This window comes from Flavobacterium omnivorum, from assembly GCF_900099915.1.
Lineage (GTDB): Bacteria > Bacteroidota > Bacteroidia > Flavobacteriales > Flavobacteriaceae > Flavobacterium > Flavobacterium omnivorum.
This window is the reverse complement of record NZ_FNDB01000013.1, coordinates 65,442-90,562: the sequence shown is the minus strand read 5'-3', so window position 1 is coordinate 90,562 and position 25,121 is coordinate 65,442. Positions and strand designations below refer to the sequence as shown.

General features: G+C 33.8%; 14 protein-coding genes. 4 read left to right on the top strand and 10 right to left on the bottom strand.

The genetic code is table 11. The annotated features are described in order from the left end of the window. Positions 1 to 351 (top strand): integrase core domain-containing protein (locus tag BLS90_RS12270; protein ID WP_139171419.1); only part of this gene is annotated, 351 nt, incomplete at its 5' end. A gap of 57 nt (positions 352 to 408) precedes the next feature. Here the strand turns inward: BLS90_RS12270 and BLS90_RS12265 are convergent. Together BLS90_RS12265 and BLS90_RS12260 are read right to left on the bottom strand one after the other, a co-directional pair. Continuing rightward, positions 409 to 819, bottom strand: a complete 411-nt coding sequence (locus BLS90_RS12265; protein ID WP_091258121.1) for a response regulator — start codon at positions 817 to 819, stop codon at positions 409 to 411. After that, positions 819 to 2,534, bottom strand: a complete 1,716-nt coding sequence (locus BLS90_RS12260) for a PAS domain-containing sensor histidine kinase (protein WP_091258119.1) — start codon at positions 2,532 to 2,534, stop codon at positions 819 to 821. Before BLS90_RS12260 ends, BLS90_RS12265 begins: the two co-directional genes overlap by 1 nt. A gap of 173 nt (positions 2,535 to 2,707) precedes the next feature. Between BLS90_RS12260 and typA the strand changes: the two genes are divergently transcribed. Beyond that, positions 2,708 to 4,504 (top strand): translational GTPase TypA, encoded by a 1,797-nt coding sequence (typA, locus tag BLS90_RS12255; protein ID WP_091258117.1) that lies wholly within the window; start codon positions 2,708 to 2,710, stop codon positions 4,502 to 4,504. Between the two features lie 252 nt (positions 4,505 to 4,756). Here the strand turns inward: typA and BLS90_RS12250 are convergent, their stop codons facing one another. The 7 genes from BLS90_RS12250 to BLS90_RS12220 all read right to left on the bottom strand — a co-directional run bounded on the left by BLS90_RS12250 (position 4,757) and on the right by BLS90_RS12220 (position 18,708). After that, complete coding sequence (locus tag BLS90_RS12250; protein ID WP_091258115.1) at positions 4,757 to 7,261, bottom strand: T9SS type B sorting domain-containing protein; 2,505 nt, start codon at positions 7,259 to 7,261, stop codon at positions 4,757 to 4,759. 19 nt (positions 7,262 to 7,280) lie between these two features. Next, positions 7,281 to 12,230, bottom strand: a complete 4,950-nt coding sequence (locus BLS90_RS12245; RefSeq protein WP_091258113.1) for a T9SS type B sorting domain-containing protein — start codon at positions 12,228 to 12,230, stop codon at positions 7,281 to 7,283. Between the two features lie 24 nt (positions 12,231 to 12,254). Next, a complete protein-coding gene (locus BLS90_RS12240; RefSeq protein WP_091258111.1) occupies positions 12,255 to 14,579 on the bottom strand; it encodes a T9SS type B sorting domain-containing protein in 2,325 nt (774 codons plus the stop codon). A gap of 15 nt (positions 14,580 to 14,594) precedes the next feature. Continuing rightward, complete coding sequence (locus BLS90_RS12235; protein ID WP_091258109.1) at positions 14,595 to 15,431, bottom strand: ABC transporter permease; 837 nt, start codon at positions 15,429 to 15,431, stop codon at positions 14,595 to 14,597. 92 nt (positions 15,432 to 15,523) lie between these two features. After that, positions 15,524 to 16,420 (bottom strand): ABC transporter ATP-binding protein, encoded by an 897-nt coding sequence (locus BLS90_RS12230; protein WP_091258131.1) that lies wholly within the window; start codon positions 16,418 to 16,420, stop codon positions 15,524 to 15,526. 67 nt (positions 16,421 to 16,487) lie between these two features. Continuing rightward, positions 16,488 to 16,889, bottom strand: coding sequence for a response regulator (locus BLS90_RS12225; protein ID WP_091258108.1), 402 nt, complete (start codon positions 16,887 to 16,889; stop codon positions 16,488 to 16,490). Then, the gene (locus BLS90_RS12220; protein ID WP_175455480.1) at positions 16,879 to 18,708 is read right to left on the bottom strand and encodes a sensor histidine kinase; all 1,830 of its coding nucleotides are present in this window, start codon (positions 18,706 to 18,708) and stop codon (positions 16,879 to 16,881) included. Before BLS90_RS12220 ends, BLS90_RS12225 begins: the two co-directional genes overlap by 11 nt. Positions 18,709 to 19,284: 576 nt before the next feature. On the opposite strand from BLS90_RS12220, the gene BLS90_RS12215 reads away from it, so the two are divergent. Both BLS90_RS12215 and BLS90_RS12210 read left to right on the top strand, forming a co-directional pair. Next, entirely contained in the window at positions 19,285 to 20,349 is a 1,065-nt protein-coding gene (locus BLS90_RS12215; protein WP_091258103.1) for a hypothetical protein, read from the top strand. A 159-nt stretch (positions 20,350 to 20,508) separates the two neighbouring features. Continuing rightward, a complete protein-coding gene (locus tag BLS90_RS12210) occupies positions 20,509 to 21,384 on the top strand; it encodes an SdiA-regulated/phytase-like domain-containing protein (protein ID WP_091258101.1) in 876 nt (291 codons plus the stop codon). Here the strand turns inward: BLS90_RS12210 and BLS90_RS12205 are convergent. Further along, complete coding sequence (locus tag BLS90_RS12205; RefSeq protein ID WP_091258099.1) at positions 21,367 to 25,101, bottom strand: metallophosphoesterase; 3,735 nt, start codon at positions 25,099 to 25,101, stop codon at positions 21,367 to 21,369. The two genes, BLS90_RS12210 and BLS90_RS12205, sit on opposite strands and share 18 nt — an antisense overlap. Positions 25,102 to 25,121: the final 20 nt, after the last annotated feature.

The following is a 25,121-nucleotide window of genomic DNA, read 5'->3' as shown; positions in this document are numbered from 1 at the left end:
TTGATTCATCATTCAGACAGAGGATTACAATATTGTGCGAATGATTACCAAAACACACTAAATAAAAACGGAATACTACCAAGTATGACACAAAACTCTGACCCATATGAAAATGCAGTAGCAGAAAGAATAAATGGAATATTAAAACAGGAATTCATGATTGATAAATACAACCTAGATTTAAAAATCATGAAACAAATTGTAAAAGAATCAATCAGTATATACAATGAATTAAGACCTCATTATTCTAATTTCATGCTGACTCCAAACAAAATGCATATACAAAGTCAAATTAAAATGAGGACATATAAAACAAAAAATACTTGCAAAAACGTTTTTGCAAGTGTTTAATTAAATATTTTTATCTAATAATCTGTATCGGTTATTCAGGACAAGACATAACAATTATTATTTTAATTTTTCTTTTAAGTATTCCAGCATAGACTGACTGATTGGTTTTGATAAAAAGTCAATAACCATTGGGTATTTCTTGGATTTTTCCAAGTCCTCTGGGTCAATTGTTGAAGTAAGTACCACAACCTTTATGGTGTTGAATTCTTCAAATTCTGTACTGTTGAAATAATCTAAAAATTCCCAACCGCCCATTACGGGCATGTTTAAGTCTAAAAAAATAAGCTGTGGTTGTGTTATTGGATTAATTTTGTTGTTAGTATACTTAATGGTATTGAAGAAATTAAGAGCTTCTTCGCCATTCTGGGATGTGATTATTTCATTAGAAAATGATGATCTAATAATTACTTTTTTGCAAAGCATAAGTGTTATAGGGTCGTCATCAATACATAAAATTTGATCTAACATTATTGTCTGTTTTTAAATGTTAATGTAAATGTAGTTCCTTTATTAACTTCGCTTTCAATTTCAATAGTTCCCCCCATTGTTTCAACTTGTGATTTAACCAAATATAGCCCAAGTCCTTTGCTGTCTGGATAGTTATGAAAGCGTTGGTAAAGCCCGAAAACTTTGTCTCTGTTTCGAACCAAGTCGATACCGATGCCATTGTCTTTAAAAATTAAAACAACAGTATCATCAATTTCGTGAGTGGTAATTGTTATCTTGAGCTTTCTATGTTCAGATTTGTATTTTATGGAATTAGTCAATAGATTCAATAAAATACTCTCCATATATGCTTTATTGATATTAATGATAGAAACTTTTTCAAAATCGAGTTTAATGATTGGTTTGTGCAATTCAATTTGGAAATTAAGCTGACCAAAAACATTTTCAAATATTTCTTTGATAAAGACTGCCTCTTTTTTAATGGAAGGATTATCTTTTATGACGATTACCTTTACTAGATCGTTGATTGTGTCGTTTAATAAGTGAGTAGATTTATTAAAACCGCTTAAAATCTCCTGTAATTCTAGGTTTTCGATCGGGATGTCTTCTACTAAATTAAGTAAGCCTATTAAATTTGATAATGGTGCTCTGAGGTTATGCGAGGTAATATAAGAAAATTGCTTTAGGTCCTTATTGTTTTGTGTTAGTTCTCTAATGAGCTGCTCTTTTTCTCTTTCTTGTTTTTTTTCATCAGTTATGTCTCGTTGGATTGAAATCCAATGCGAAAGTTCATTGTCTAAGTTGTAAATGGGAATCATATAGAGGCGTACACAATATTCCTCTTTGTTTTTAGTGTAGCTTATCGTTTCGATAAGGCATTCTTCCTTATTTTTAATAGCAGCTAATAGTTTTTTTAGTTCGTTAATATCTGAATTTGGGCTATTAAATAAATCGGGGGATTTACCAATGATTTCAACAGCTTCATATCCTGACATGATTGAAAAAGCAGGATTTACATAAATTATGTTTGGAATTTTAGCATCACTGGAATCAGCCTCAGTAATGATAATAGAATCTTTAGATTGGGTGATTACGGTCTCTAATAATTTAAGTCTTTGTTCTTCCTCTTTTTGTTTGGTAATATCTTGTATGGCTCCAATCATTCTGACTGCTTTACCGGTATCATCTTTTAATAAAAAGCCTTTGTCTAGAACATATTTATAGGAATTGTCAGCGCATCTAAAGCGATATTGATCCTGCCAATTTTCTGTTTTTTGTTCTATAAAAGAGTAAAGTCTGATGGACATTTTAATACTGTCTTCTGGATGAATTTTATCAAACCACCAATTTGAATTATCGTCTACATCTTTTTCTTTGTATCCAAAAACACTTTCAATTCCTTTGTTCCAAGAAAAGCTGTCTTCCTGTATCTTCCAATCCCAAATGGTATCGCTAGTTGCTTTAGCTACAATGTTGTATTTTTCATTTGATTCTTTTATTTCGTCATTTGTATTTTTGAGTTTTTCAAATATGGCGACGTTTCGGTTGTCATTTTTCGAGAGAATGAGCTTGAAAATTAAACCAGTAAACAGCACGAATAAAAGGTCTTTAGTAAAAGTGTAAAACGGAAGGTTTTCATTAGATATATATTGTAGTAATAATTTGTGACTAACAATAGCTACAAACACTGAAATAAGAATGTAGATGATGATTACTTGATTGGTTTTGCTTTTCATTACCCAAATATAAATAATTATTGCCGAATTATTAATCATCAGTGATAACTTATTTTTTAGGGATTTTATTATTATAATTTTTGGTGTCTAATAGGTTAAGAATATGTAAACTATTGCATAAATATTTTTTATATCAAAATAAAGTGTACCTTTGCACCCATTAAAAATCACAGATGGAATCTATTAGAAACATTGCAATTATTGCCCACGTCGATCACGGTAAAACAACTTTGGTTGATAAAATTATGTATCACTGTCAGTTATTTCGTGATAACGAAAACACAGGTGACTTAATCCTTGATAACAACGACTTAGAGCGTGAAAGAGGTATTACTATTACTTCAAAGAATGTTTCTGTAGTATACAAAGGAACAAAAATCAACATTATTGATACTCCTGGTCACGCCGATTTTGGTGGTGAGGTAGAACGTGTATTGAACATGGCTGATGGTGTTTGTCTACTTGTAGATGCATTTGAAGGGCCTATGCCACAAACGCGTTTTGTATTACAAAAAGCATTAGACCTTGGTTTAAAACCATGCGTGGTAATCAATAAAGTTGATAAAGAAAACTGTACTCCTGAAGAAGTTCATGAAAAAGTTTTTGACTTAATGTTTGAATTAGGCGCAGAAGAGTGGCAGTTAGATTTCCCTACTGTTTACGGTTCAGCAAAAAATAACTGGATGTCTGACCATTGGGAAAACGTAACTGATAATGTGGAAGCATTGTTAGATATGGTTATCGCTAATGTACCAGCTCCAAAAGTTTCTGAAGGAACTCCTCAAATGTTGATTACTTCATTAGACTTTTCAGCTTTTACAGGTCGTATCGCTATTGGTCGTCTAGAAAGAGGTGTATTGAGAGAAGGTATGCCAATCTCATTAGTAAAAAGAGACGGTACAACAACTAAATCTAGAATTAAAGAACTTCATACTTTCGAAGGTCTTGGTCGTAAGAAAGTACAAGAAGTAATTGCTGGAGATATCTGTGCAATTATTGGAGTAGAAGGTTTTGAAATTGGAGATACTATCGCTGATTTTGAAAATCCAGAAGCTTTGAAATCAATTGCTATTGATGAGCCTACAATGAGTATGTTGTTTACCATTAATGACTCTCCTTTCTTCGGTAAAGAAGGAAAATTTGTAACTTCTCGTCATATTAGAGATAGATTGACAAAAGAATTAGAGAAAAATTTAGCCATGAAAATGGGCGAAACTGATTCTGCTGATAAATTTATGGTTTTTGGTCGTGGTGTATTACACTTATCTGTTCTTATTGAAACAATGAGAAGAGAAGGATACGAATTACAAATTGGTCAACCACAAGTAATCATCAAGGAAATTGATGGTAAAAAATGTGAGCCAATTGAAGAACTAACAATCGACTTACCGGAGAATCTTTCTGGTAGAGCTGTAGAGTTTGTTACTATGCGTAAAGGAGAAATGTTGAGCATGGAAACCAAAGGGGAGCGTATGATTGTAAAATTCAATATTCCATCTCGTGGAATTATAGGATTGCGTAATCAATTGCTTACTGCAACAGCTGGTGAAGCTATTATGGCACACCGTTTCATAGGATATGAGCCTTACAAAGGAGAGATAGCAGGACGTAACAAAGGGTCATTGATTTCTATGGAAAAAGGAAAAGCTATTCCTTATTCTATCGATAAATTACAAGATCGTGGTAAGTTTTTTGTTGAACCAAATACTGAAATCTATGAAGGTCAGGTTATTGGAGAAAACTCTCGTGCTGATGATATGTGTGTAAACGTAACTAAAGAGAAAAAACAGTCTAATGTTCGTTCATCAGGAAATGATGAAAAAGCAAGGATTATTCCTCCAATCATTTTCTCTCTTGAAGAAGCTTTAGAATACATTCAAAAAGATGAATATGTTGAGGTTACTCCAAAATCTATTCGTTTACGTAAAATCTATTTGACAGAAACTGATAGAAAGAGATTTAAAATCTAATTCTATTTTTATAAGATTTAAAAGCCATTCGTTTATTCGAATGGCTTTTTTTATGGCCTTTTATAACGGGTTTAAGTAGTATCGGGATGTTTTTTTATATCATCAGAGAGAGTTTCATAAAGCAACTTGAAATAGTTAGCTCAATAATAGCAACACTAAAAAGTGAATTTTCCTCTAGCATAAAAAATTCCCTAATCTTCAATATGAAAAGTAATCATTTACTATTTGGCGTACCATGTACCCAAAATTAATTTATCTTTTTAAACTGAAATGACCTTTGACCTCCCTACCATCTTGTAGTTGCAAAGTGTACCAATAGTCATCAGATGATAAAGGTTGTCCCGCAATAGTACCGTCCCATCCTTGACTTGTCGGTATTAATTGCTTTAAAAGTTTCCCATAGCGGTCAAAGATGTAGATAGTTGAATTCCCATTAAAAGTAGCATTTATTCCTTCAATATTCCAGAAATCATTAAAACCATCAGCATTTGGCGTAAAATATTTTGGAACACCGATAACAGAAATAGTTTTACTAACCGTTCCACATCCATTTTTGTCATTAATGTAAACTTCATGAATACCAGAAGATACATTATCGAAATAATTAGATAATTGAAAAGGTCCATTTGGTTTGTCCAAGCTGAATTCATACGCACCTTGTCCAATTGTGTTTACTGTTACTGTATTGATAGTACTTAAGTCTACTATGCCTATCTTTGTTATGGTTGCAATATCTGATGCTGAAACTTTTATCTTTTTTGTTGTACTGCATCCTGCAAGGCTTGTTACTATAACCGTATAATCACCTTCCGTACTAACATCAAGTGTTGAATTCGTTTGTCCACTTAAGACACTGTTGTTTTTTATCCATGAATACGTGTAGTTGGTAGATCCTATACCGCTCGGAAGTCCAGATTCTAATGTTATATAAAATGCGGGAAGGTTTGAACAAACTATTTTAGTTTCCTCTGGATCATCTTCAATAACTGGTTTTGGATTCACGATTAGTTTTAGTAAAGGACTTATACCGTAACAAGTATTGTCTGCCGTACTTTCCACTCGGACCCAAATAATTTGTTCATTTGGATATCCTTCATTTCTATATTTGGACGGGTTTTGTATTGCATTATTTTCGGATAAAGCATCTGCTTCATTATTGAAATATTGAATAGAGTAGGGAGTTGTAGCAGACGGAAGTATGGAATTAATATCTACGTTAATGCTACTGAAATTAAATGTAGTGACTCCGTCTCTATCGTCATTTATTGTTGTTAAGTCATCACAAGTCGAAAGTAATCGAGTAAATGAAGTTGGGATTTGTGTTGTCGATACTAGTAAATTAATTTGGGCAATTTTTATGCAACTGTTTGTATTTTCAACTCGTGTCCAAACCTGCATGCTTCCTGCAGTAGTATTTATAAAAGCAACAGGGTCAACAATTAATTTTTCAGAATCTTCTATTTCTGCACCAATAAGTGAAGTATAATAGGTGAATTTTGCAGAGGTAGTAGACGATATTTCGTTATTTTTTATAGTTAAATTAAAGGCTGAAAATCCATCAGAATCTTCATCGCACTGCACTATTGTTACGTTGTTTGCTAGCGGAAGAGGCATGACAGTTAGATTTATTTTACTTATGGCTACACATAAAGTAGCAGGGCTAAAAGCTTTAACATAAATGTCCTGTTGATGAGGATTCGTGTTATAAAACAAGGGGCCTAATTCATTCCTATCTGTTTCAGCATCATTTTGGGATATAAAATATTTGAGGATATAATCTGTAGAACTTTGTGCGTTTAAAATTTCAGCAGTAACTTTATTTAAATCAAAGGTTGCTTTACCATTTGAATCATTTCCGTCCTTCGCATCATCGCAAATTACGGATTCAGTTGCGGGAATATTTATATATTCATTCACTTGAACATTAAACTCTGATGTGGTGAAGCAACCAGTTATTGTATTCGTTATTCGTGCAAAAAGAGATTGAGGATTCTGTGAATTTGTAAATGAAGTTGGATTTAGTATCGGATTTATACTTGTTGTTGCGTCATTTTGATCTTTATGATAACTCACGTTAACACCGGTTTGGTTTCCTATGATAATTGGAGTATTTTTAGTTAAATCGAATGTCGTAGAAAAGTCCGCTGTTCCATCGCTATCGCATTGAACTATATTTAAGGTTTCTCCCGTTGGTACATTACTGGTAGGCGAAGAATTGAATGTTGCAGTTCCGGTCCATTGAATTGAAAAATTGCTATTGCCAATAGGTCGGTCTATTACTAAAAAATAAGAATCTCCGTCAGCTACCGTCAGCCATTTTACAAAGCTATTTCCATTGTTTCCAGGTCCTTCGGCGGTATCACTCTCTAATTCATTCATGCCAGTATAATTATTATTCTGCCTTGTTGATGCTGGATTAGTGGTAGAACACCTGATGGCCTGTCCAAGAGCATTGCATGTTTCATTAGGTCCAAAAACAAAAAAATCAAAATCTTCTCTGATATCTGTACTTTCAGGAACGAGATTGAATCCTAGTGTACCGCCTTTTTTTATCGATATTCTTAGCCAAATACTATTATTCTCCTCACTTGAGCAAGTATTTAAAGCAGATAATTCTTGAGTGCCAATACCGGTTACAGTCAGTCCTTCTAAATTTGTATTTCCGCAAACAATAATTGCATCGCTGCAGTCACTTTGTGCATGGCTCTTTATAAATGCAAGAAATAAGAATAAGATTAGTAAGACGTTTTTTGTCATTGTTAAAATTTAATTTTTTTTACCTTTTTAAGCTAAAATGTCCTTTGGCCTCTCTTCCATCTTCTAATTTAATGGTGTACCAATAATCATCAGATGGAAGAGGCAGGCCTGTAAAAGTTCCATCCCAACCTTCGCTAGTTGGTATCAATTGTTTCAAAAGCTTACCATAACGGTCAAAGATATAGATTGTAGACTTGGCATTAAAGTTGGCATTAATTCCTTTTACATTCCAAAAATCATTGTAACCATCATTATTAGGCGTGAAATATTTTGGAACACCAATAACTGAAATAGTTTTACTAACCGTTCCGCAACCATTGATGTCATTAATAAATACATCATAAATTCCGGAAGGGATGTTAGTAAATACATTAGATGATTGGTAAGGGCCGGACGGTTCGTTTAGGCTAAATTCATATTTTCCTTTTCCGCTAACATTCACCGTTACCGTATTGATATCTGTTAGGTCTGCAATATCAATGGTTGTGATCGTTGCAATATCTGATGCTTTCACTTTTATTTTTCTGGATCTACTGCAGCCTAGAGTTGTAATTACTTCAACAGTATAATTACCTTCGGCATTAACATCTAAGGTTGCATTGGATTGGCCACTTAAAACAACACCGTCTTTGGACCAAACGTAAGTGTAATTAGCTGTAGCTGAACCATCTTGAATTCCCGCCTCAAGTGTTACGAAGAAAGTGGGGAGATTCGAACATACTAATTCATCCTCACTTCCATCTAAATTTAAATTTATTGGTGGAAGTGGATTTACTATAAAAGGTATAATTACCGATGCAGTACAGTTTGAATTTATAGTATTTTCTACTGTAGCAGTAATGTCTTGAGTACTGCTAAAAAATGGATTTGGTAGTGGACTTGGTAACGAGGCACCATCTCTGTCGAAATATTTAACATTCATTCCTGTTTGTCCTCCTAAAATTGTATTTTGAAAAGCACTGGTGTCAAATCCATATTTACCATCTTGCAGTAGTGGATCTGCTTCATCATCGCAAACGGTTGTTAGAGCTGTTGCAATTGGGAAAGCTAGAGGTAAATCATCCACGATAAAAACGATGGTCGTTGCATCAGAACAGCTCAAAGTTGTCGAGTTCGTTACCACTGCTTTTATGGTCTGAGATTCCGTGGTGAATGTTGGCGGAAAAGGACTGGGTAACAGATTATTATTTTTATCAAAATAAGTTATAGTAACATTAGTTTGTCCTTTTAATATATCTGATTCTAAAGTAGAAGTGTTAAAAGTATATATTCCGTCTTGATTGTCATCGCATTGTCTAGGAACGGTAACCACATTCGCAAAAGGTAGTTTTTCTACAGTAAGCGATACATAGGGCCCCAAACCATAACAAGCGTTATCAACATCACTATCTACTCGACCCCATATTTCCTGTGTGTTTTGATAACCAATATTTCTATAGTTTGAAATAGTTGTGATCGCATTCTTTTCCGCTAACGCATCTGTTTGATTACGGTAAAAAGTTACGGTATAATTACCAACTGGCAATAGAGTTTTTATATCCGTTTCGGTACTGCTTAGGTCAAATGAACTAATTCCATCTCTGTTATTATTGTTTGAATTGTTATTCCCGTTTTCATCTAAGAAATCGTCACATTCCATGTACGTTCTCTTGAAGGTACTTGGAATTTGTGTTACTAAAACTTTTAAGTTTAATTCCGCTACGCTAAAGCAGCCATTAGCATTGACTACTCTTGCCCATACTGTCATCATGCCGGGTGTTGTATTCGTAAAAGATGTAGGCGTATTAATTAATTCTGACACGTTTCCTGTGGTAGCACCATCCAAGGAAGTGTAATAAAAGAAATCCTCATTGGCAAAATTACTGGAAATAGCGTCATTTTTCACCGTTAGATTAAAGGCGGTTACCGCATCTAAATCAGCATCACATTGAATGATAGTTACGTTATTAACGGTTGGTAAAGTGTATACGGTTAGCGAAGTATCATCGGAAAGTAATCCGCAAGAATTACCGGCTTTATTCAGTTGAACTCGATATTTATATCCGTTCATTGTATTTTTTACGCTTGTTATTACTAAAGTATTGGTTGTTGCTCCAGAATATATTACGTTATTAATAATAGGATTCCAAGTCGTCCCATTACTTGAAACTTGCCATTGGTAGGTGTTGTTCCCATTGTCAACTAATGTAATTGTCGTGTTTTCTGATTCACATGAAGGATTTGCAAGCGGTTGAGAAGTGATTACAATTGGCGCGGCAATGATGTAATTGTTATTAGGGGTTGTATAGCCCAAGCCACTAGTTACTAGTCCATAACTATTAACACTTGGAGGCGCAATAGAGCCCAATAATCCATCTCCATTTGGATCCATGAATCCTGCTTCAATAACATCAGAACAGGAATCTCCATCACTATCTAAATCGCGATAATTTTTGATACCGTCAGTATCAGTGTCTGTTCCAAGATTTCCAATTTCAATTGCATCAGTAATTCCATCATTATCGCTATCTAAATCTAGATAATCGGGTACGCCATCATTATCTGTATCGATTGGGATTAAACCAGGTTCAAACGCATTATCTAATCCATTTTTATTAGTATCAGAATTTGATAATGCAACAGATGCGTTTGGTTGAGATTCTATTAAGTCTAGAATTCCATCATTGTCACTATCACTGTCTAGCTGGTCTGGGGTTCCATCGCCATCGGAATCTTTTGGAACACAAGAAGCAAAAAACTTAAATGTTGATTTGTTGGCATTGGTCTCAGATAAATTTCTGTGTGTGAAACTGAGTGAGTTGGATAAGTAAGTAAGAAACTTGAATGTTCCTGTTCCAGATGCCAGTGGGGCGCTACTGTTCAAGCGAAATCGTATTTCGAAAGAAGAATATTGTGTTACACCGCTTTCATAAATACCATCGTAATTAGTATCAATCAATAATTGGTTGTTTGGGTTGAGTACCGTTATGGTTTTATCGACATCTGAATTTATAGTGTAATCAGAATCAGCATTCAATAAATCTGATGCATTGGCACTTGTTACATACTCCATTCCCAAACTTATGGGTTGGGCAAAAGTCATTTTATAGCTTACAAAATTTCCTTTTCCTGCGGGTATTTGGGTAATAAAACTTCCATTGTTATTCCCTGTAAAAGGGGTTGCACTCGCTGCTGTAGAGGTAGATATTGCTCCCGAAAAGGAATTAGAATAAAGACCAGTTGCTATATTTCCTCCATTTGCATTAGATGTATTAATATCTTGATTGCCATAAGATTCCGTGCAATTGGTTATACCATCATTGTCATTATCGATATCTATATTATCGTTTACGCTGTCATTATCTATATCAGTTTCACATGTGCTTACAGGAATAAGGTCAGATAATACAGGAGGAGAACTGCATCCAGATATACTACCCTTTACTTGGTAATAACCAGGTTTTGTGGGAGGGTACGAACTGTTGTTTGAATTGGCTATAGGAAAATTATTAAAGTACCATTCGAAGGTGTTGTACGAAGAAATGGAACTAACTTTTAGCGTAACATTGGGAATACAAGAGGAACTGCCAACATTGATTTCGTCAGTAATAATTTCTGGTTTTGTATCAAAACCAGAATAATAACCTCCATAAGTGGCTGCGTTGTTGGAACCAAAATAGGAAACATAGACTTGCTTTGTCGAAAACACGCTAATGTTACCAGTTAAACCTGTTACGGTATAAGTCTCATAAAGCCCGTTTCCAATAACATCTCTAGGTGAAACTCCTACAGGCTGTCTAACGCCATTTATTGCGATTTCAACTATTGCATCTTTTTCAGTGACAATATTCAAGCCGCTATTTGTAGTAAATGACGTGGATCCTATTTTTTCTATCATTGGAATATTATCAACAATATTTGGGGTAGAACAATTTAATGGCGGAACAAAAAACATTTCTTGATTTGCCTGACTAGAACTCCCAACACTTTGGTATGCAAATATATTTTTATTTGTTTTTACGTATAAACTACCATTGACTGAATAATTTGTACCATCAAGGATTATGTACTGTCCGGCATTGAGCGGTGTTGTATTGAACGGAATTGTACTTCCATTAAGGTAAATATAAGTATCATTTTGGTGAGCTACGAGTAAAGGCCGCTCTAAAATATCTAAGCCCAAACCACGAACAAAAATATATTCATTTCCTATCCTTTGTGCTGGAACTATTTGGTCAAATCCTAAATCTAAATTACCACTAATATTCCCGTTAGTACCTCCATAAGAACCACAATTCATCACAATTGGTTTATTAGACTTGACTAACGCACCAATTAATCCATCTTTATTGGCAATACTTATATCTTCAGTTGCTAAAATATAGCTCTGACCTGTATTTAAAGTTACGCTAGGAGGAGTGTTTCCTACCGTTGCATTTCCCATTAAAGTTACTCCGGGTTTTATGTCGCTAAAATCAACAACCGTGTTGTTTTCAGTTGCTAATATTGACAAAAAAGTATATCTGAAAGTTCCGCTATTTGCAGTACCCGTATTGACAAAAGCTCCTACCCTAAATTCATTTCCAATAGCTGATAAGCCTTTTGAAATAAGGGATCCTGCTTGATTGAAATTGCCAGCTATTACTCGCGCGGCGACGTAAATTAAATTTTCGGCTTCAATTATAAACCCCTTGTCAGATAAAGGAGTATTTAATAAACTAGGGTCTACATGGAGTTGAGTATTTGTTCCAAATCCAACGTTATATTCAACAGGGGAATTTTTTGATACTATAATTTCCGTGATACCTACACCGATTGCATTAATTTTAACCTTAACCGGAATAACACTTGGTGTAGAAATGTATAAGTATTGGTCTTGTGCAGCAACAGAATTAGAACCTGACAGCGGTGGTATATAATGTGTTTTACTAAATTGGGCAAAGCAGCTTATTGATAAAAAAATAAAGAAAATAAGTAAAGTTTTTTTCATGCACTAAAAATAGGGAAATAAGTATTATCTTTTTAAAGAAAAATGCCCTTTTATGATTTTCCCATCCGCAAAAGTTAAATTAAACCAATAATCATCAGCAGGTAATAAGACTTCATTAAAAGTTCCGTCCCAACCAACATCTGAAACCGTTAATTGTTTCAGTAGCTTACCGTAACGGTCAAAAATATATAATGTTGATTGGGGAAGTGTGTTCAAATTTTTAATTTTCCAAACATCATTGTAGCCGTCATCATTTGGTGTGAAATAACGCGGGTAATCCAATACGTAGACTACAAAAGGGAATGAGGTGCCGCAACCATTCTTATCTCGGGCATAGACTAAATATTCTCCGGGAACCATACTATTAAAAGTGGAATTTTCTTGAAAAAAAGCACCGTCAATCGAAAATTCATATGCTCCAATTCCCGTGTATTCAATTGAAATTGAATTTTTATCACCAGCAAAATCGTTTGTTTTTATACCTGTTATCGTTGCAATTCCAGAAAGAGTTACCATATATTTTTTAGTTTTTTGACAACCTTTCTCATTTGTAACTACTACAGAATACATTCCTGGAGCATCAATCAGAATACTATTAGAACCTGCTCCTGTGTTCCACAAATAGTTGCTGAAGCCACTATCAACTGCAAGAGATAGGCTAGATCCTTCACATAAAATCAAAAATTCGTCTTGAAAATTAGGTGGGTCAAATGGGTTTACTTCCAATTGTATAGGAGTAATTGCATAACAGTCGGGTCCATTTACAATCTTAGCAAAAATGGTTTGTTGATTCGGAATCGTGTTTCTAAAAACTGTTGAGAGTTGGTTTTGCGCTGCTATAGCATCTGTTGAGGTCAAATAATACTGAACGACCAATCCCGCTGGTAAACCGGTCAGTACCTGTGCGGTCGCCTGAGTACTTAAATTAAATTCAGTTAAACCATCTTCGATACCATCGCCATCACAGGTTTTGATGGGATTTTGTTGCGATAGGGCAGTATTGGAAATAAGAAGTTTTACTTCCGCAAAGTTTTCACATCCTAAAGAATTGGTCACTCTAGCGAATACAGATTGATTCGGAGCTGAATTTTGAAAAGTGGTTGCATTCCTTATTGGATTCATTTGTGTTTTGGCAGCATCCAAAGATTCATAATAGACTACCATGCTTAAATTCGGTATATTATTTTTTACAATGGCATCTACTTTTGTCAAATCAAATATAGTGATTCCGTCAGTATCAGTATCACATTGCAAAAGTGTGATGTCCCTTAAATCCATTTTTGGAACATATTCAATTTTTATGTCTTCGGTTGCAATACAGCTGGGTGTCAATAGCACTTCAACTTTATAATTACCAGGACTTGTAACAGTGTAAGTAGGTGTAGTGTCAGATAATTCAATGCCGTTTTTAAACCACTTGTATTTATAACTTGAGGGTAGTTTAGGATCAATAGTGTAGCTTTCGCCAAAGCAAATAGCATTGTTTGTGGTTAGCAACCGATCAGGCCCTAAATCAATTTTTGGCAGAAAGCTACCCGCTTCCAGAAAAATAGCTGAATCAAATTCCTCCGTTGTGTGATCAGCAATAACTAATTTTATGTGATAAATTTTGCCGGCAATGACATTGCTTTGCGCGTTTAGAACCGTAGTTTGTCCACTATAATTAATTGGGCTGGTACTTCCATTATATCCGCCAAAAAAGTTCTCGTTTTTTGGCGGACAACCTAATATTACATTCTGAGATCCATTGAATGGAGGAATCAGGGGATGAACATTGGTTGATGAAACAGGAATAGTCGTATTGGGTAGGACCGCTATATTTTGATAGGGTGTAGCGCTTGCTTTTTCTTTGATTAAAAAAGCGAATCCATCTGAGAAACGGCAGGGAAAATAATCTTGGTATTCATTTGAAGCAAAGATATAGTTGAAACTGATAAAATTTGTCAACGGAATAAAATCGAATTCAAGAACGGTTGCATTGAATGTTTGTGTTAAATTTAGTGCCTGTTCTAAATCAGAATCACCTAGCCAACCTGAATTCCCACCACCCCTGTTTCTTATAAATGGGCCTACAGAATTTTGACTGCTCCAAGTACTCAGCAGAATGCCCTCTTTAAAAGGAAAAGTACTGGTTCCTGCATTAAAATAAGCATAACTTTTTTGAATACCAGAAAAATTATCTCCGGTAGCCTCAGCGTTTGAAATGGTAGCGCAGGAACTATTTACTAAAACATTTTCTACTAGTTGATTTGCTGTATACGAGTCATTTACTGTAATAGATTGTGCGGTTGCATTACTAAAAATGCAACAAATGAAAAGAATAAATAGTATTGTTTTTACACCGTTCATAGCGCTATAAAGATACTACAAATCTCTATTTTTTAATAATCGATGCGAAAGGAAAATAAAAATCACGGTCCAGCATAAAACAATTATAAGGGAAGACAGTTCGACATCATATTTTTTAATATTATCTAATCCAATTTGTGTTCCCAAGTTTTTCACCACTGATAAACGTGTAAAGGGTTCAATGATTAAATTCGACATGGATTCCAAAGGAAAAAACTGCATAATGGAAGCCGCTGTGGTACTTTCTGGAAAAATCTTGAAAGTTAAAATACCTTTTACAATTCCTTCGATAATATTCCAAACTAATAAAAATCCTAGCGCAAAGGCGGATCGTTTTACCAAAATCCCTAAAAATAAACAAAACGAAAAGAAACCAACTAATTTTATGAAATAGGCAAGCAGGTATTCCAAATCAGAAAATACGATGCTGAATTCCGTATAAGATGAAAAACTAAATCCTAAAATCAGTGACATTATAAAAATAAAAATGGTAGATACTGATGCAAATAAAACAACGGTTAAAAATTTAGACTGAATAAATTCTGCTTTGCTCATGCCATCAATTAAGTTTTGCTTTAGCGTTCCATAACTGTATTCATTCGCCATCATCGAAACAATTACGATGGCTAAAAATAGTTTTAGTATCGCTGCAATGTACGTGTTGAAATGCCAAATAAACGGAAAGTTGAAAATTCCCATTTCAGCCAAGTGAAATTTAAAAATTCCTAAATCAAATTTTATAGAGGCTATTAATGCAATGAAGGTTAAAAGTATAAAGTAGGTCAATGTCAAAACCCGACTGGCTTTGTTTTTCCAAATTTTTTGTAGTTCTATGGAGAGAAGTCGTTTCATAAATTGAGTATTAATACTTAAGAACTGAAGCTTAAGATTTAGTGTTTTGTAATAAGATTTAAATGTAGCTCGAGCAATTGCTTTATCTGCTTTTATTTTTTTTGAGTCAATTCTAAAAATTGTTCTTCCAAGCTGTTTTTTCGTTTCACCAAATGATTTAAAACTATATTATTTTCAAAAAGAAAACGATTCAAGTCTCTTGCTTCCAAATTTTCTTTAAGATAAACCAAAACTTTTCCTTGCTCCTGAACAATATTTTTAGTGGCGGGATGCGTTTGTAAAACGCTTATTAAGTTGAGAATGTCATTTGCCTCTACTTCAAAAAATCCCTCGTTAGCTGACATTCCATCGACTAAACCGGTATATAAAACCACTCCTTTTTGTAATACTAAAACATGAGTACACACTTTTTCCACTTCGTCTAATAAATGCGAAGCGAGCAGTATGGTTGTCCCTTTAGAGGCAATTTGTTTGATAATATCTCTAATTTGATGGATTCCTTGCGGATCTAAGCCATTTGTGGGTTCGTCTAAAATTAAGATTTCAGGATCATTCAATAGTGCCGAAGCGATTGCTAATCGTTGTTTCATACCTAATGAAAAGGTACTGAATTTACTGTTTTGGCGATCTGTCAAACCTACTAGTTCTAACTTTTCATTGACTTTAGCATCATTAATCCCTTTGATTTTGCACACTAATTCTAAGTTCTCCTTAGCGGTCATATAGGGGTAGAAATTTGGTCTTTCGATAATCGCGCCTACTTTTTTCAGGGCTTGATGTGTTTCCATGGTTCCGCCAAACCAGCTGTATTCGCCAGAAGTTTTGTTGACCACGTTTAAAGCAATACCTAAGGTGGTTGATTTTCCGCTCCCATTAGGACCTAAGATCCCGTAGACATTGCCTTTTTTTATTTCGAAAGAAACGTTTTTTAAAGCTTGGAGTGCGCCATAACGTTTATTGAGATTTTTGACTGAAAGTATCGTTTCCAAGGAATTCATCTTTATATGTTTTTATATAGGACGAACAAGGACAGATTTTGTTACTATTTAATCAGAATTAGTTTATTTCTCCAATTAATTTGCAAATTGCGTCTAGTTTTTTAGCGGTAATTGGTTTTTCAATATAGTCTTTCACTATTTGATATTCCTTCGCTTTTTCGATGTCAGCCGGGTCAATTGAAGAAGTCATAATAAAGATAAAGATCTCTTTTTTTAATGATAATTCAATAAACTCGTCCAGGAATTGCCACCCATCCATAATTGGCATATTCAGGTCGAGTAAAATGGCATCGGGTAGAATTACTTTGTCAAATTCATTTTTTTTTAGCTCTTCTAATGCATGTTGAGCATTATTATAAGATTGAATTTCTTCGCAAAACTTATTTTTAGAGATAAGAATGCTCATCAGTTTAACGGTTAATTTGTCATCATCTATGATATAAGTTAATTTATTTTTCATTTAAATATATTTTAAAATTTGAACCGAGATCTAGTTCACTTTCTACTTCAATTTTACCATTCATAGCTTCTAATTGATTTTTAGTAATAAATAATCCAATTCCTTTAGCATCTTCATTGCCATGGAAGGTTTTATACATACCAAAAATTTTATGTCCATTTTTTTCTAAATCTAATCCTAATCCGTTGTCTTTGAAATTTATGACATTGAAGTTGTCAATAATTTTATATCCTATTTCTAAGGTAGCAGTGCGCTGATTTGATTTGTATTTTATAGCATTGGTAATTAAGTTGAGTAAAATACTATCCAAATAGGCTGGTATGGCTGTAACCATGAGATCTTCTGGAATGGTGTCCGTTATAATTATTTTACTTTCTTTAATGACTAATCTTAATGCCTTTTTTGTTTTTTCGATTTCGTGTTTTAAACAAATTTCTTTTTTTTCGATATTTGTATTTTGCTGAATTGTTATTATTTCATTCAAATATTCAATCGATTCAGACAGTTTTTCCGTTCCTTCTTTAAACAATTCAAAATAGGAAAGTTTTTCTTGGATATCATCAGTGTTTTCTATCACATCTACTATCATAGATAAATTACTGGTATGAGAACGGATATTATGGGAAACGATATGTGTAAAGTTATATAATTTATTGTTCTGATTACTAGTGACTTCTAAAAGTTTTTTTAGTTCTAGTTCTTTTTCAATTCTCGAAGTTACATTTCGTCCTACACCAATAAAATTTATAAGGTTATTGTGATTATCAAATGCTGTCGTGATATTCAATTCAAACCAATATTTTTCTTTTTTCTTGTTATAGTTAACCACCATAATAGTAATACTTTCATGGTCTTCAATTGCTTTTCGCATCAATGATGTGGCAGTTGCATCCGTTTCAAGGCCTTTAGATAAATATCCTGGTTTTTGTCCTAAAACTTCATCCATTGTTAAACCCGTTAGGTCTAAATAAGCTTGGTTTGCCCATACAGCGATTCCATTTTTATCAGCAATTACTATGGTGTCTGTTGTCTCAGATGCAGCAAGTGATAGTAAAGTCATTTTGTTTTCAGCAATCTTTCTTTCGCTGATGTCTCTGATGAAACACACTAAATAGGTGATGTCATCCACCTGAAATTTCTTTCCAGAGGCTATATCTACCGGAATTGAATCTCCCGACTTAGTTTTTATGAAGGTTTCATCAACGGTATACTCATTTCTGTGCAAATTATATTTTAGAAAAAAATGGGCTTCTTTTGTCAATTCTTCTGGAAATAATTCGGTGTAATGGATGCCTTTTAATTCAGACACATCATATCCAGTGAGGACTGAGGATCTCGGATTACAATCCGTTATGATGCCATTAGAAGTGTCAATAATAAATATAGAGTCATTGGCACTAGAAAAGATGGACGAAAATTTCTCTACATTTAATTGAAGCTCATTAATCAGGTTCTGTTCATTTGTGATGTCCTGAAAAGTACCTAATAAATTAGCTGGTTTTCCATCAATCATTTCCACTTGACAGATGCATTCTATATATTTTATATTGTTTTTAGCGGTAGTAATTTGGAATTTATCGTCAAACGAAATTCCTTCATGAATTGCACTATAAATCCTATTTTTAATCCGGTCTCTATTTTCTCCTTCGGTATAAAAATTAATTTCGTTTCCATTAACAGGCTCAAAATCAACAGGAACTTCAAGAATGCATTTTATTACTGCATCCCAAATAACTTGATCTGTTTGCACATTCATTTTCCATATACCAATCTTAGCTGATTGCGCAGCCTTGAAGTAGAGTTCAAGTTTATTTGTCATTAGTAGGTAATAAATGTTTTGGGTAAATTGGGATTTCCAAATATAAAGTTTATAATTCAGCATATTTTTTTTTTAACAATAAATAACAGGGTGTCAAGATGGTATAATAAATTTTATTTTAAATACTTTTTAATCAGCTGCTATTTTTTGTTGAGGTTGGACTCTCTCTGTGATTTGGGTTTGTTTAATAGTAAAACATTTAAATAGCTGTAGTACAAGTATTTATGATTTTGGTAATTATCGTTTAGTAAACAAAAAAAATGAAGCTGCTTGTTTATTGTTAGTTTGGGATAAATTGAGCAGGAATTTAATTCAGCCTGTGCTGCGACATTTAGTTTTGTAGTTTTAAGTTTAACACTGTTTTTATTTTTTTTTTTCGAAGTCAAAATTTTAATAGTATAAGGAATTTATTGCCAAGAAATTTGCTATAATTGAAGTTAAGAAGGCCGTTTAAACACGCTAGAATCTTTTTTATTACAATATTATCGTTAGTTAATAAGTTCGTATAGGTTTAGTTGAACTCATGCACCAGTCAGCAGCTTAATTTGTTGTAATTTTGTTGTAAATTTTTTTCAGATGAGCGAGCCAGTAATGATTTTTAAAAAACCATCGTACCCTATAAATGATGCTCTTTTGCAGTATTTAGAGCGGTTTGATCGCATATCAAAAGTCTCCATATTTTATGATGATTTATTGCGATTTACAGGTTCAGTAACGGTGTATGATAAAAACGATGAGGATACGTTATGGATTAGAGTGTATTACAATGAGTTTGAAAGAGAAGAAATTGATTTGAATCTTAAAAAGATCTATTCACTATTGCACTCCGATGGTAATTTAGGAATTATTAAATTCTTAAATGTGGATTCTATAGACTATTGTACTTTTGGAAACTCGAAGCCTTTTCGAATAAAAGTAAGGAACATACTTAATGATAATTATACGCACTTTTATATCAAAAAAGCCGATGCTTCCCGTGTTTATGGTTTGGAATTAGAACACATTCTTTCCCCTGATAAAATCAATTTTTTAGTGTACCAAGACACTTTAATTGAGGAGCACATCATGGGGATTCCAGGCGATGTATTTATAAAAACCTTATTGAAAGATTGTACAGAAACGGAAAAGTCACAGATCGCAAAAGAGTTTGTAAAGTTTAATGAACGTTGTATGATTCGGTTACTAGGGGATATGCGTTCTTATAATTATGTAATTGTTCCTACGCATGATTTTGACCAAGTAGTCTATAAAATACGCGCCATTGATTTTGATCAGCAATGTTACGAAGGCAATTTTAAAGTGTATCGCCCACAGTTTTTTAAAGAAAATTATCCAATGGTAAAATTGGTAAAAGAAAAACTTCAAAATAGTTCAATCGAGCAATACAAAGATGAGGAGCGTTCTGTGTTAGCCAAAAGAATGATTTCTGCTGAAAATAGAATCAACAGATTGTTGGAAATTATGGGAGAGGATGAACTTGCACCCGAAGCACATTTGCATCAGTTACAAATGGAACTGTACAATTATACCAATGATTTGAATTTCAAAAAAGCCAAATCTATGGGAGAAATTATGAATGCAGCATTTGAATTTATTACTCGAAATTTCAAAAGCATTAATTTATTTAAATCAAGAATGTAAGTATTGGTTTATTTGTATTGAACATATTAAAATGATTTTTGATCACGCTACTATTCAATTCGTATTGTTTAATTTTTGCAACCACTAATAAGAAGGAATTTCCTTAACTACTTTTTATTAATTCCTTATGCTATTCAAATTAACGTCAAGTTCTTTTTTATGAAAAAATATTTTTTATTGAGTTTCTCTTTTGTTTTAATGGGTTGTCAGCAAGAATCAAGTACTTTGACGCCACTCTTTTCTTTGCCCAATAAATTAAAAGAGGTGTCAGGAATAACGTATGTCCCTGGTGCCAATTTGTTATGGGTATTAGAAGATCATGGTAACCCAAATGCAATTTATAGTATTAATTCTAATGGAAAAATTGAGAATATCTTAACCATCGCAAACACAGATAATATCGATTGGGAAGACATCACAAAAGACAAAGAAGGGAATCTCTATATTGGCGATTTTGGCAATAATGACAATGAAAGAAAGGACTTGAGTATCTACAAAATTGATAAAAACGCGTTACGAAGCAAAAGTGCAACACCAGTGTACAAAATCTCTTTTACTTATCCTGAACAAAAAGATTTTCCACCTAAGAAATCAGAAATGTTTTATGATGTAGAAGGTTTTTTCGAGTTTAAAGATAATTTCTATCTTTTTACAAAAAATAGAAGCAAAGGATTTGACGGAACAGCATTTTTATATAAAATACCGAATGCGCCAGGAGTTCATCAAGCGGTTTTAATGGGAGAATTTGAAACATGTACAGTGTACAATAGTTGCGCAATCACGAGTGCAACCATTAGCCCAAATGATGAGAAAGTTGCTGTTTTAACACACGACAAATTATTTTTATTTGAAAATTTTAAAAACGATGACTTTCTTAATGGTACCAAAACTGTTTTGGAATTAAATCATTTCTCTCAAAAAGAAGCGGCTTGTTTTAAAGATAATGACCGCTTATTCCTTGCTGATGAAAGAACCAAAAGCATTGGAGGAAATGTGTATAATGTCAGTCTTAAAATGTTAAAATCCAAATCCTAAACCAAAAGCAATCCGTGCTTCTTCGCCTGCACTTTTAAAATAAGTGATCCGGGCCGTTAATACATTTAGTCCGTTAAGCCATAAGCCGCCACCAAATGACTGGTGCCATTTATCTGAACTTTCCCCTTTCTGCCATACTCTACCGTAATCAAAACCACCTAAGACACCGTAAGACATCGGTATAATGGTCTTTTTTATTTTTCCTAAATTCAAACGAATATCACTACTTTGATAGAAAGAGCGATTGCCTAAAAAGCGTTCATTTCTGAAACCTCTTAAATCATAATCACCTCCTAAAGTCGTTCCTTGGTAAAATTCAAAATTGTCATTCAATACGGCTTTTCCTTTAAGTATAGTTGCGAACACTAGCTTTCCGTTGGCGTCTATTTTGTGATTAAAATTAAGCTTGCTTTCTAGTGCAGGAAAATTTCTTTTGGTATCTTCTAGATTCATTTTCCACGTACCTGCGATACTAAACCCCATTCCCATAGAGGGAAAAGATGATATGTCATAATTTTCAAAACTGTATTTCATCATTGCTCCAGCAAATTGTTGACTTTGAAAAACAGCTGTATTTACACTTGGAGAAAGATCTACAAACCGATTCATAGTTTCTTCAACGGTGATTCTTTCAAAACTGGTTTGAAGCTGAAAGGTACTGCCATATTTCCCAACTCTTTTAATGGACGGCATTACTTTTAGCATGCGAATGCGAACGCGATTGAAATCCATACCAAACGCATCATCTTCGTTTACCGTTTCATTTCCGTAGCCGAAGTAATTAATCGTGAAATTAGGACTGGTGAAACGGCTCTCAAAATCAGGATCCCATTTGCCAAATAATTTTGGAAATTTACCATTATAAATAACCTCATACCCTTTTGTCGCAAAGAAATAATTCGTTTTTAAGCTGTGCTTTTGAGTGTAGGGATTTTGTTTAAAATCATTAACAAGATAACCGGCTACAATGCCTATTTTTATTCCGTCATCAGGATTAAATCCAATATTTGGAAGTCCTGAAAAAGCATTATATTTTGGTTTTGTATAGTCATATAAGCTAGTTTCGTAGTCGTCTGATAATAAAATTTTACTCTTCGCATCTAATGCATACGTATTAGTCTTAGACTTAAAATCATGAATTTTAATTTTTCTTCCGTCTTCAACAATGTAAGAATCCTCATTTTGACCTCCAATTAGTCTGATTTTAATTCCTGATTGTGCTTTTCCTTTTACTTCAAAAATATCATCGTCATCTAAACCATAGATCCATATTTTTTTTGTGTTTTTAGCGTTGAAGTTTTTAGTAAATTGTAGTTCGTCTCCATCATTTTTCAGGCGAAACACTTGGATTTCGAGTTTGTTTCTTCCTTTATTCTGGATTACAAACTTGTCTTTTTTATCTGTTCCAACAATTAAAACAGTGTGTTGTAAAACCGAGTAATATTGCGAGGCTGACTGCTGTAATTCTTTTTTACGAAGTTTTAATTTTCGTTTGATATCTTGCAATGTCTCATCTTGTACTGCCTCAGGTAAATTATCAAAGGCCGCCTCTATAGCTTCATCTGATAGATTATCTTGGATGTATTTTGCTTGTTTGATCCATTCGTTTTCATCGGCAGTTTTTATAAAAGCGAGGTCTAAGGGGTAAGGTTCTCGATTCATCAATTTGACGTTTTTCATTTTTTCCCTAAAAGACTGCATGTGACGTAATGGTATACTTTTCATTAATACAAAGAGCAACGCACCATCATATTTTGTAAATGCTTGATCTCGATCTCGCGGGATGGGTTTGTAAATTACTTTTTGACCTACTTTATATTCGCCCCAACGCCACTGATCTTCATGACGGTCCCAATCGCCTATAAGCATGTCAAATAATCGCGCTTTAATATAAGCACTTTCATCTATTGTGTATTTTTCGTCTTTGTGTAGGTTTTTCAATACCTCTTTTGTACTGATGATGGCCATTGGATTGCCAAAACTTGCTACATCCTTTTGGCTATCTGTTGGACGCTCTTCCACCAAGTATAATTCGTTTCCAAATTCAGCATTAAAATTTTGCAACGCGCTGTGTTTTGGGATGTAGTATAAGTTGGGATTCGCATGTGCAACACCTATTTTTGCTGCTAAATTACCTACAGCAAAGGGCGTATATGGATGTGCAGTCGTATAAAAATCAGATAATAAATTTTCGGCATACGTATCGTCAAATTCATCTTGGATGAACTGATTCTTGAAAGCTACGGATTGTATAAAACGTGTTGTGCTTTTTTTCATAGCACGCATCACATATTCTTTTCCCGTTTTATCAATGAGTTGTAAGGAATTAGATTGATGTCCTCCGCCGGAACGCTTTGGTTGTAATCCTCCATAAAGAGTATCAATTGTAGTAGTTGTAGCCACTATGGGTAGGCTGTAATATTTGCGGTAGTGGTTTCCGAAAAAGAACCTGTAAAACCCTGATTTCTGGGTTTGTTTTGAAGTGTAAATACTAGCGGTAGTTGTTTTGGGAAATGAGGTTGAAAATACTTTCGTGTTATAATTCTCTTTTTTGTCCAACACCAATTTTTCAAAGATTAGTTTTTCGATATTGTTTTCTTGGCCATAAAAAGATACTTTTGCCGCTCCATTTTCATATATTGCCAAAGAAGCATATCCATTTCGACCATAGGAAAAATCATTTGGGTAAAGTGCTTTAGCAGCTTCAGATTTAGAACCTGCACCACTGATAACTTGCTTTATACTGTCTTTTTCAATATACTGTAAATTGTGATCATGGCCAGATACTACAATAACATTGTCCTGATTTTGAAGTAGTGTTTTAACCCTTTTGATAAAAAGGCTGTATTGCTTATTTTGAATATCTTGTGGACTTGCTCCAGATGTTTTTCGGACAAAATTTATTACAGAACCTAAAATTGGAAGCGGAATCTTTTGTTCTAAGGGGAAAAGTTGTTTTTCGAGCGAAAATTGACCTCCATGTGATCCATTGCTCATTAGCGGGTGATGCAGCGCTAGAATTACTGTTTTTTCTTGATTCTTACTTAGAAGGTTTTCAAATTCTTCAAAAAAAGCTTCTCGAGTTTTGATCGTGCAATCATTATTTATTGTGGGGCTGTTGTCCCAATCCTCTAAAAACCATTGGCTGTCGATAGTGATTAAAACCAGATTTTCATTGATTTCTAAATCATCAATACCGCAACTTTTTCTAGGAAGGAATGATTTCTTGTCGTTGAGGTACTCCGTTACAAATTTAGCCTGGCGTTCTAATCCCTTAATACCGCTATACCAATCATGGTTTCCGGGAATGAAAATAGTTTGCCCTTTAAATTTTTTAGATAATTTAAGTTGATTTGTCAATTTACTTTCCGCGATAATTCGTTCATTTGGACTATCAGTTGCTGGCAATCCTTTTGGATAAATATTATCACCAAGAAATAAAAGAGTACTGTTTTTATGGGCTTTTTGTAAACGTTCCTCTAGTATAAGTAATGTTTGCTGTGCTTTCTTTTCATTGGCGTTACCAGCATCTCCAATTAAATAAAAAGTATGCGCAATTGCTGAACTGTCTGTTGCGTTCTGGGAAACTACATTTTTGATGTTTTTTCCAAACTGGGCATGATGTGTTGCACACGATTGAAAAAATAGCGCTGTAATAAAAAATATAAAACCTGCTTTATTGGAGGTAATAAAACATTTATCCAAAAATAATTTCATAATTTAGTATAAAAATAAGT

Coding starts and splice junctions, on each gene's coding strand:
- BLS90_RS12235 (WP_091258109.1), bottom strand. CDS start 15,431: ATGAAACGACTTCTCTCCATAGAACTACAAAAAATTTGGAAAAACAAA.
- BLS90_RS12210 (WP_091258101.1), top strand. CDS start 20,509: ATGAAAAAATATTTTTTATTGAGTTTCTCTTTTGTTTTAATGGGTTGT.
- BLS90_RS12245 (WP_091258113.1), bottom strand. CDS start 12,230: ATGAAAAAAACTTTACTTATTTTCTTTATTTTTTTATCAATAAGCTGC.
- BLS90_RS12250 (WP_091258115.1), bottom strand. CDS start 7,261: ATGACAAAAAACGTCTTACTAATCTTATTCTTATTTCTTGCATTTATA.
- BLS90_RS12260 (WP_091258119.1), bottom strand. CDS start 2,534: ATGAAAAGCAAAACCAATCAAGTAATCATCATCTACATTCTTATTTCA.
- typA (WP_091258117.1), top strand. CDS start 2,708: ATGGAATCTATTAGAAACATTGCAATTATTGCCCACGTCGATCACGGT.
- BLS90_RS12225 (WP_091258108.1), bottom strand. CDS start 16,889: ATGAAAAATAAATTAACTTATATCATAGATGATGACAAATTAACCGTT.
- BLS90_RS12205 (WP_091258099.1), bottom strand. CDS start 25,101: ATGAAATTATTTTTGGATAAATGTTTTATTACCTCCAATAAAGCAGGT.
- BLS90_RS12265 (WP_091258121.1), bottom strand. CDS start 819: ATGTTAGATCAAATTTTATGTATTGATGACGACCCTATAACACTTATG.
- BLS90_RS12215 (WP_091258103.1), top strand. CDS start 19,285: ATGAGCGAGCCAGTAATGATTTTTAAAAAACCATCGTACCCTATAAAT.
- BLS90_RS12220 (WP_175455480.1), bottom strand. CDS start 18,708: ATGACAAATAAACTTGAACTCTACTTCAAGGCTGCGCAATCAGCTAAG.
- BLS90_RS12240 (WP_091258111.1), bottom strand. CDS start 14,579: ATGAACGGTGTAAAAACAATACTATTTATTCTTTTCATTTGTTGCATT.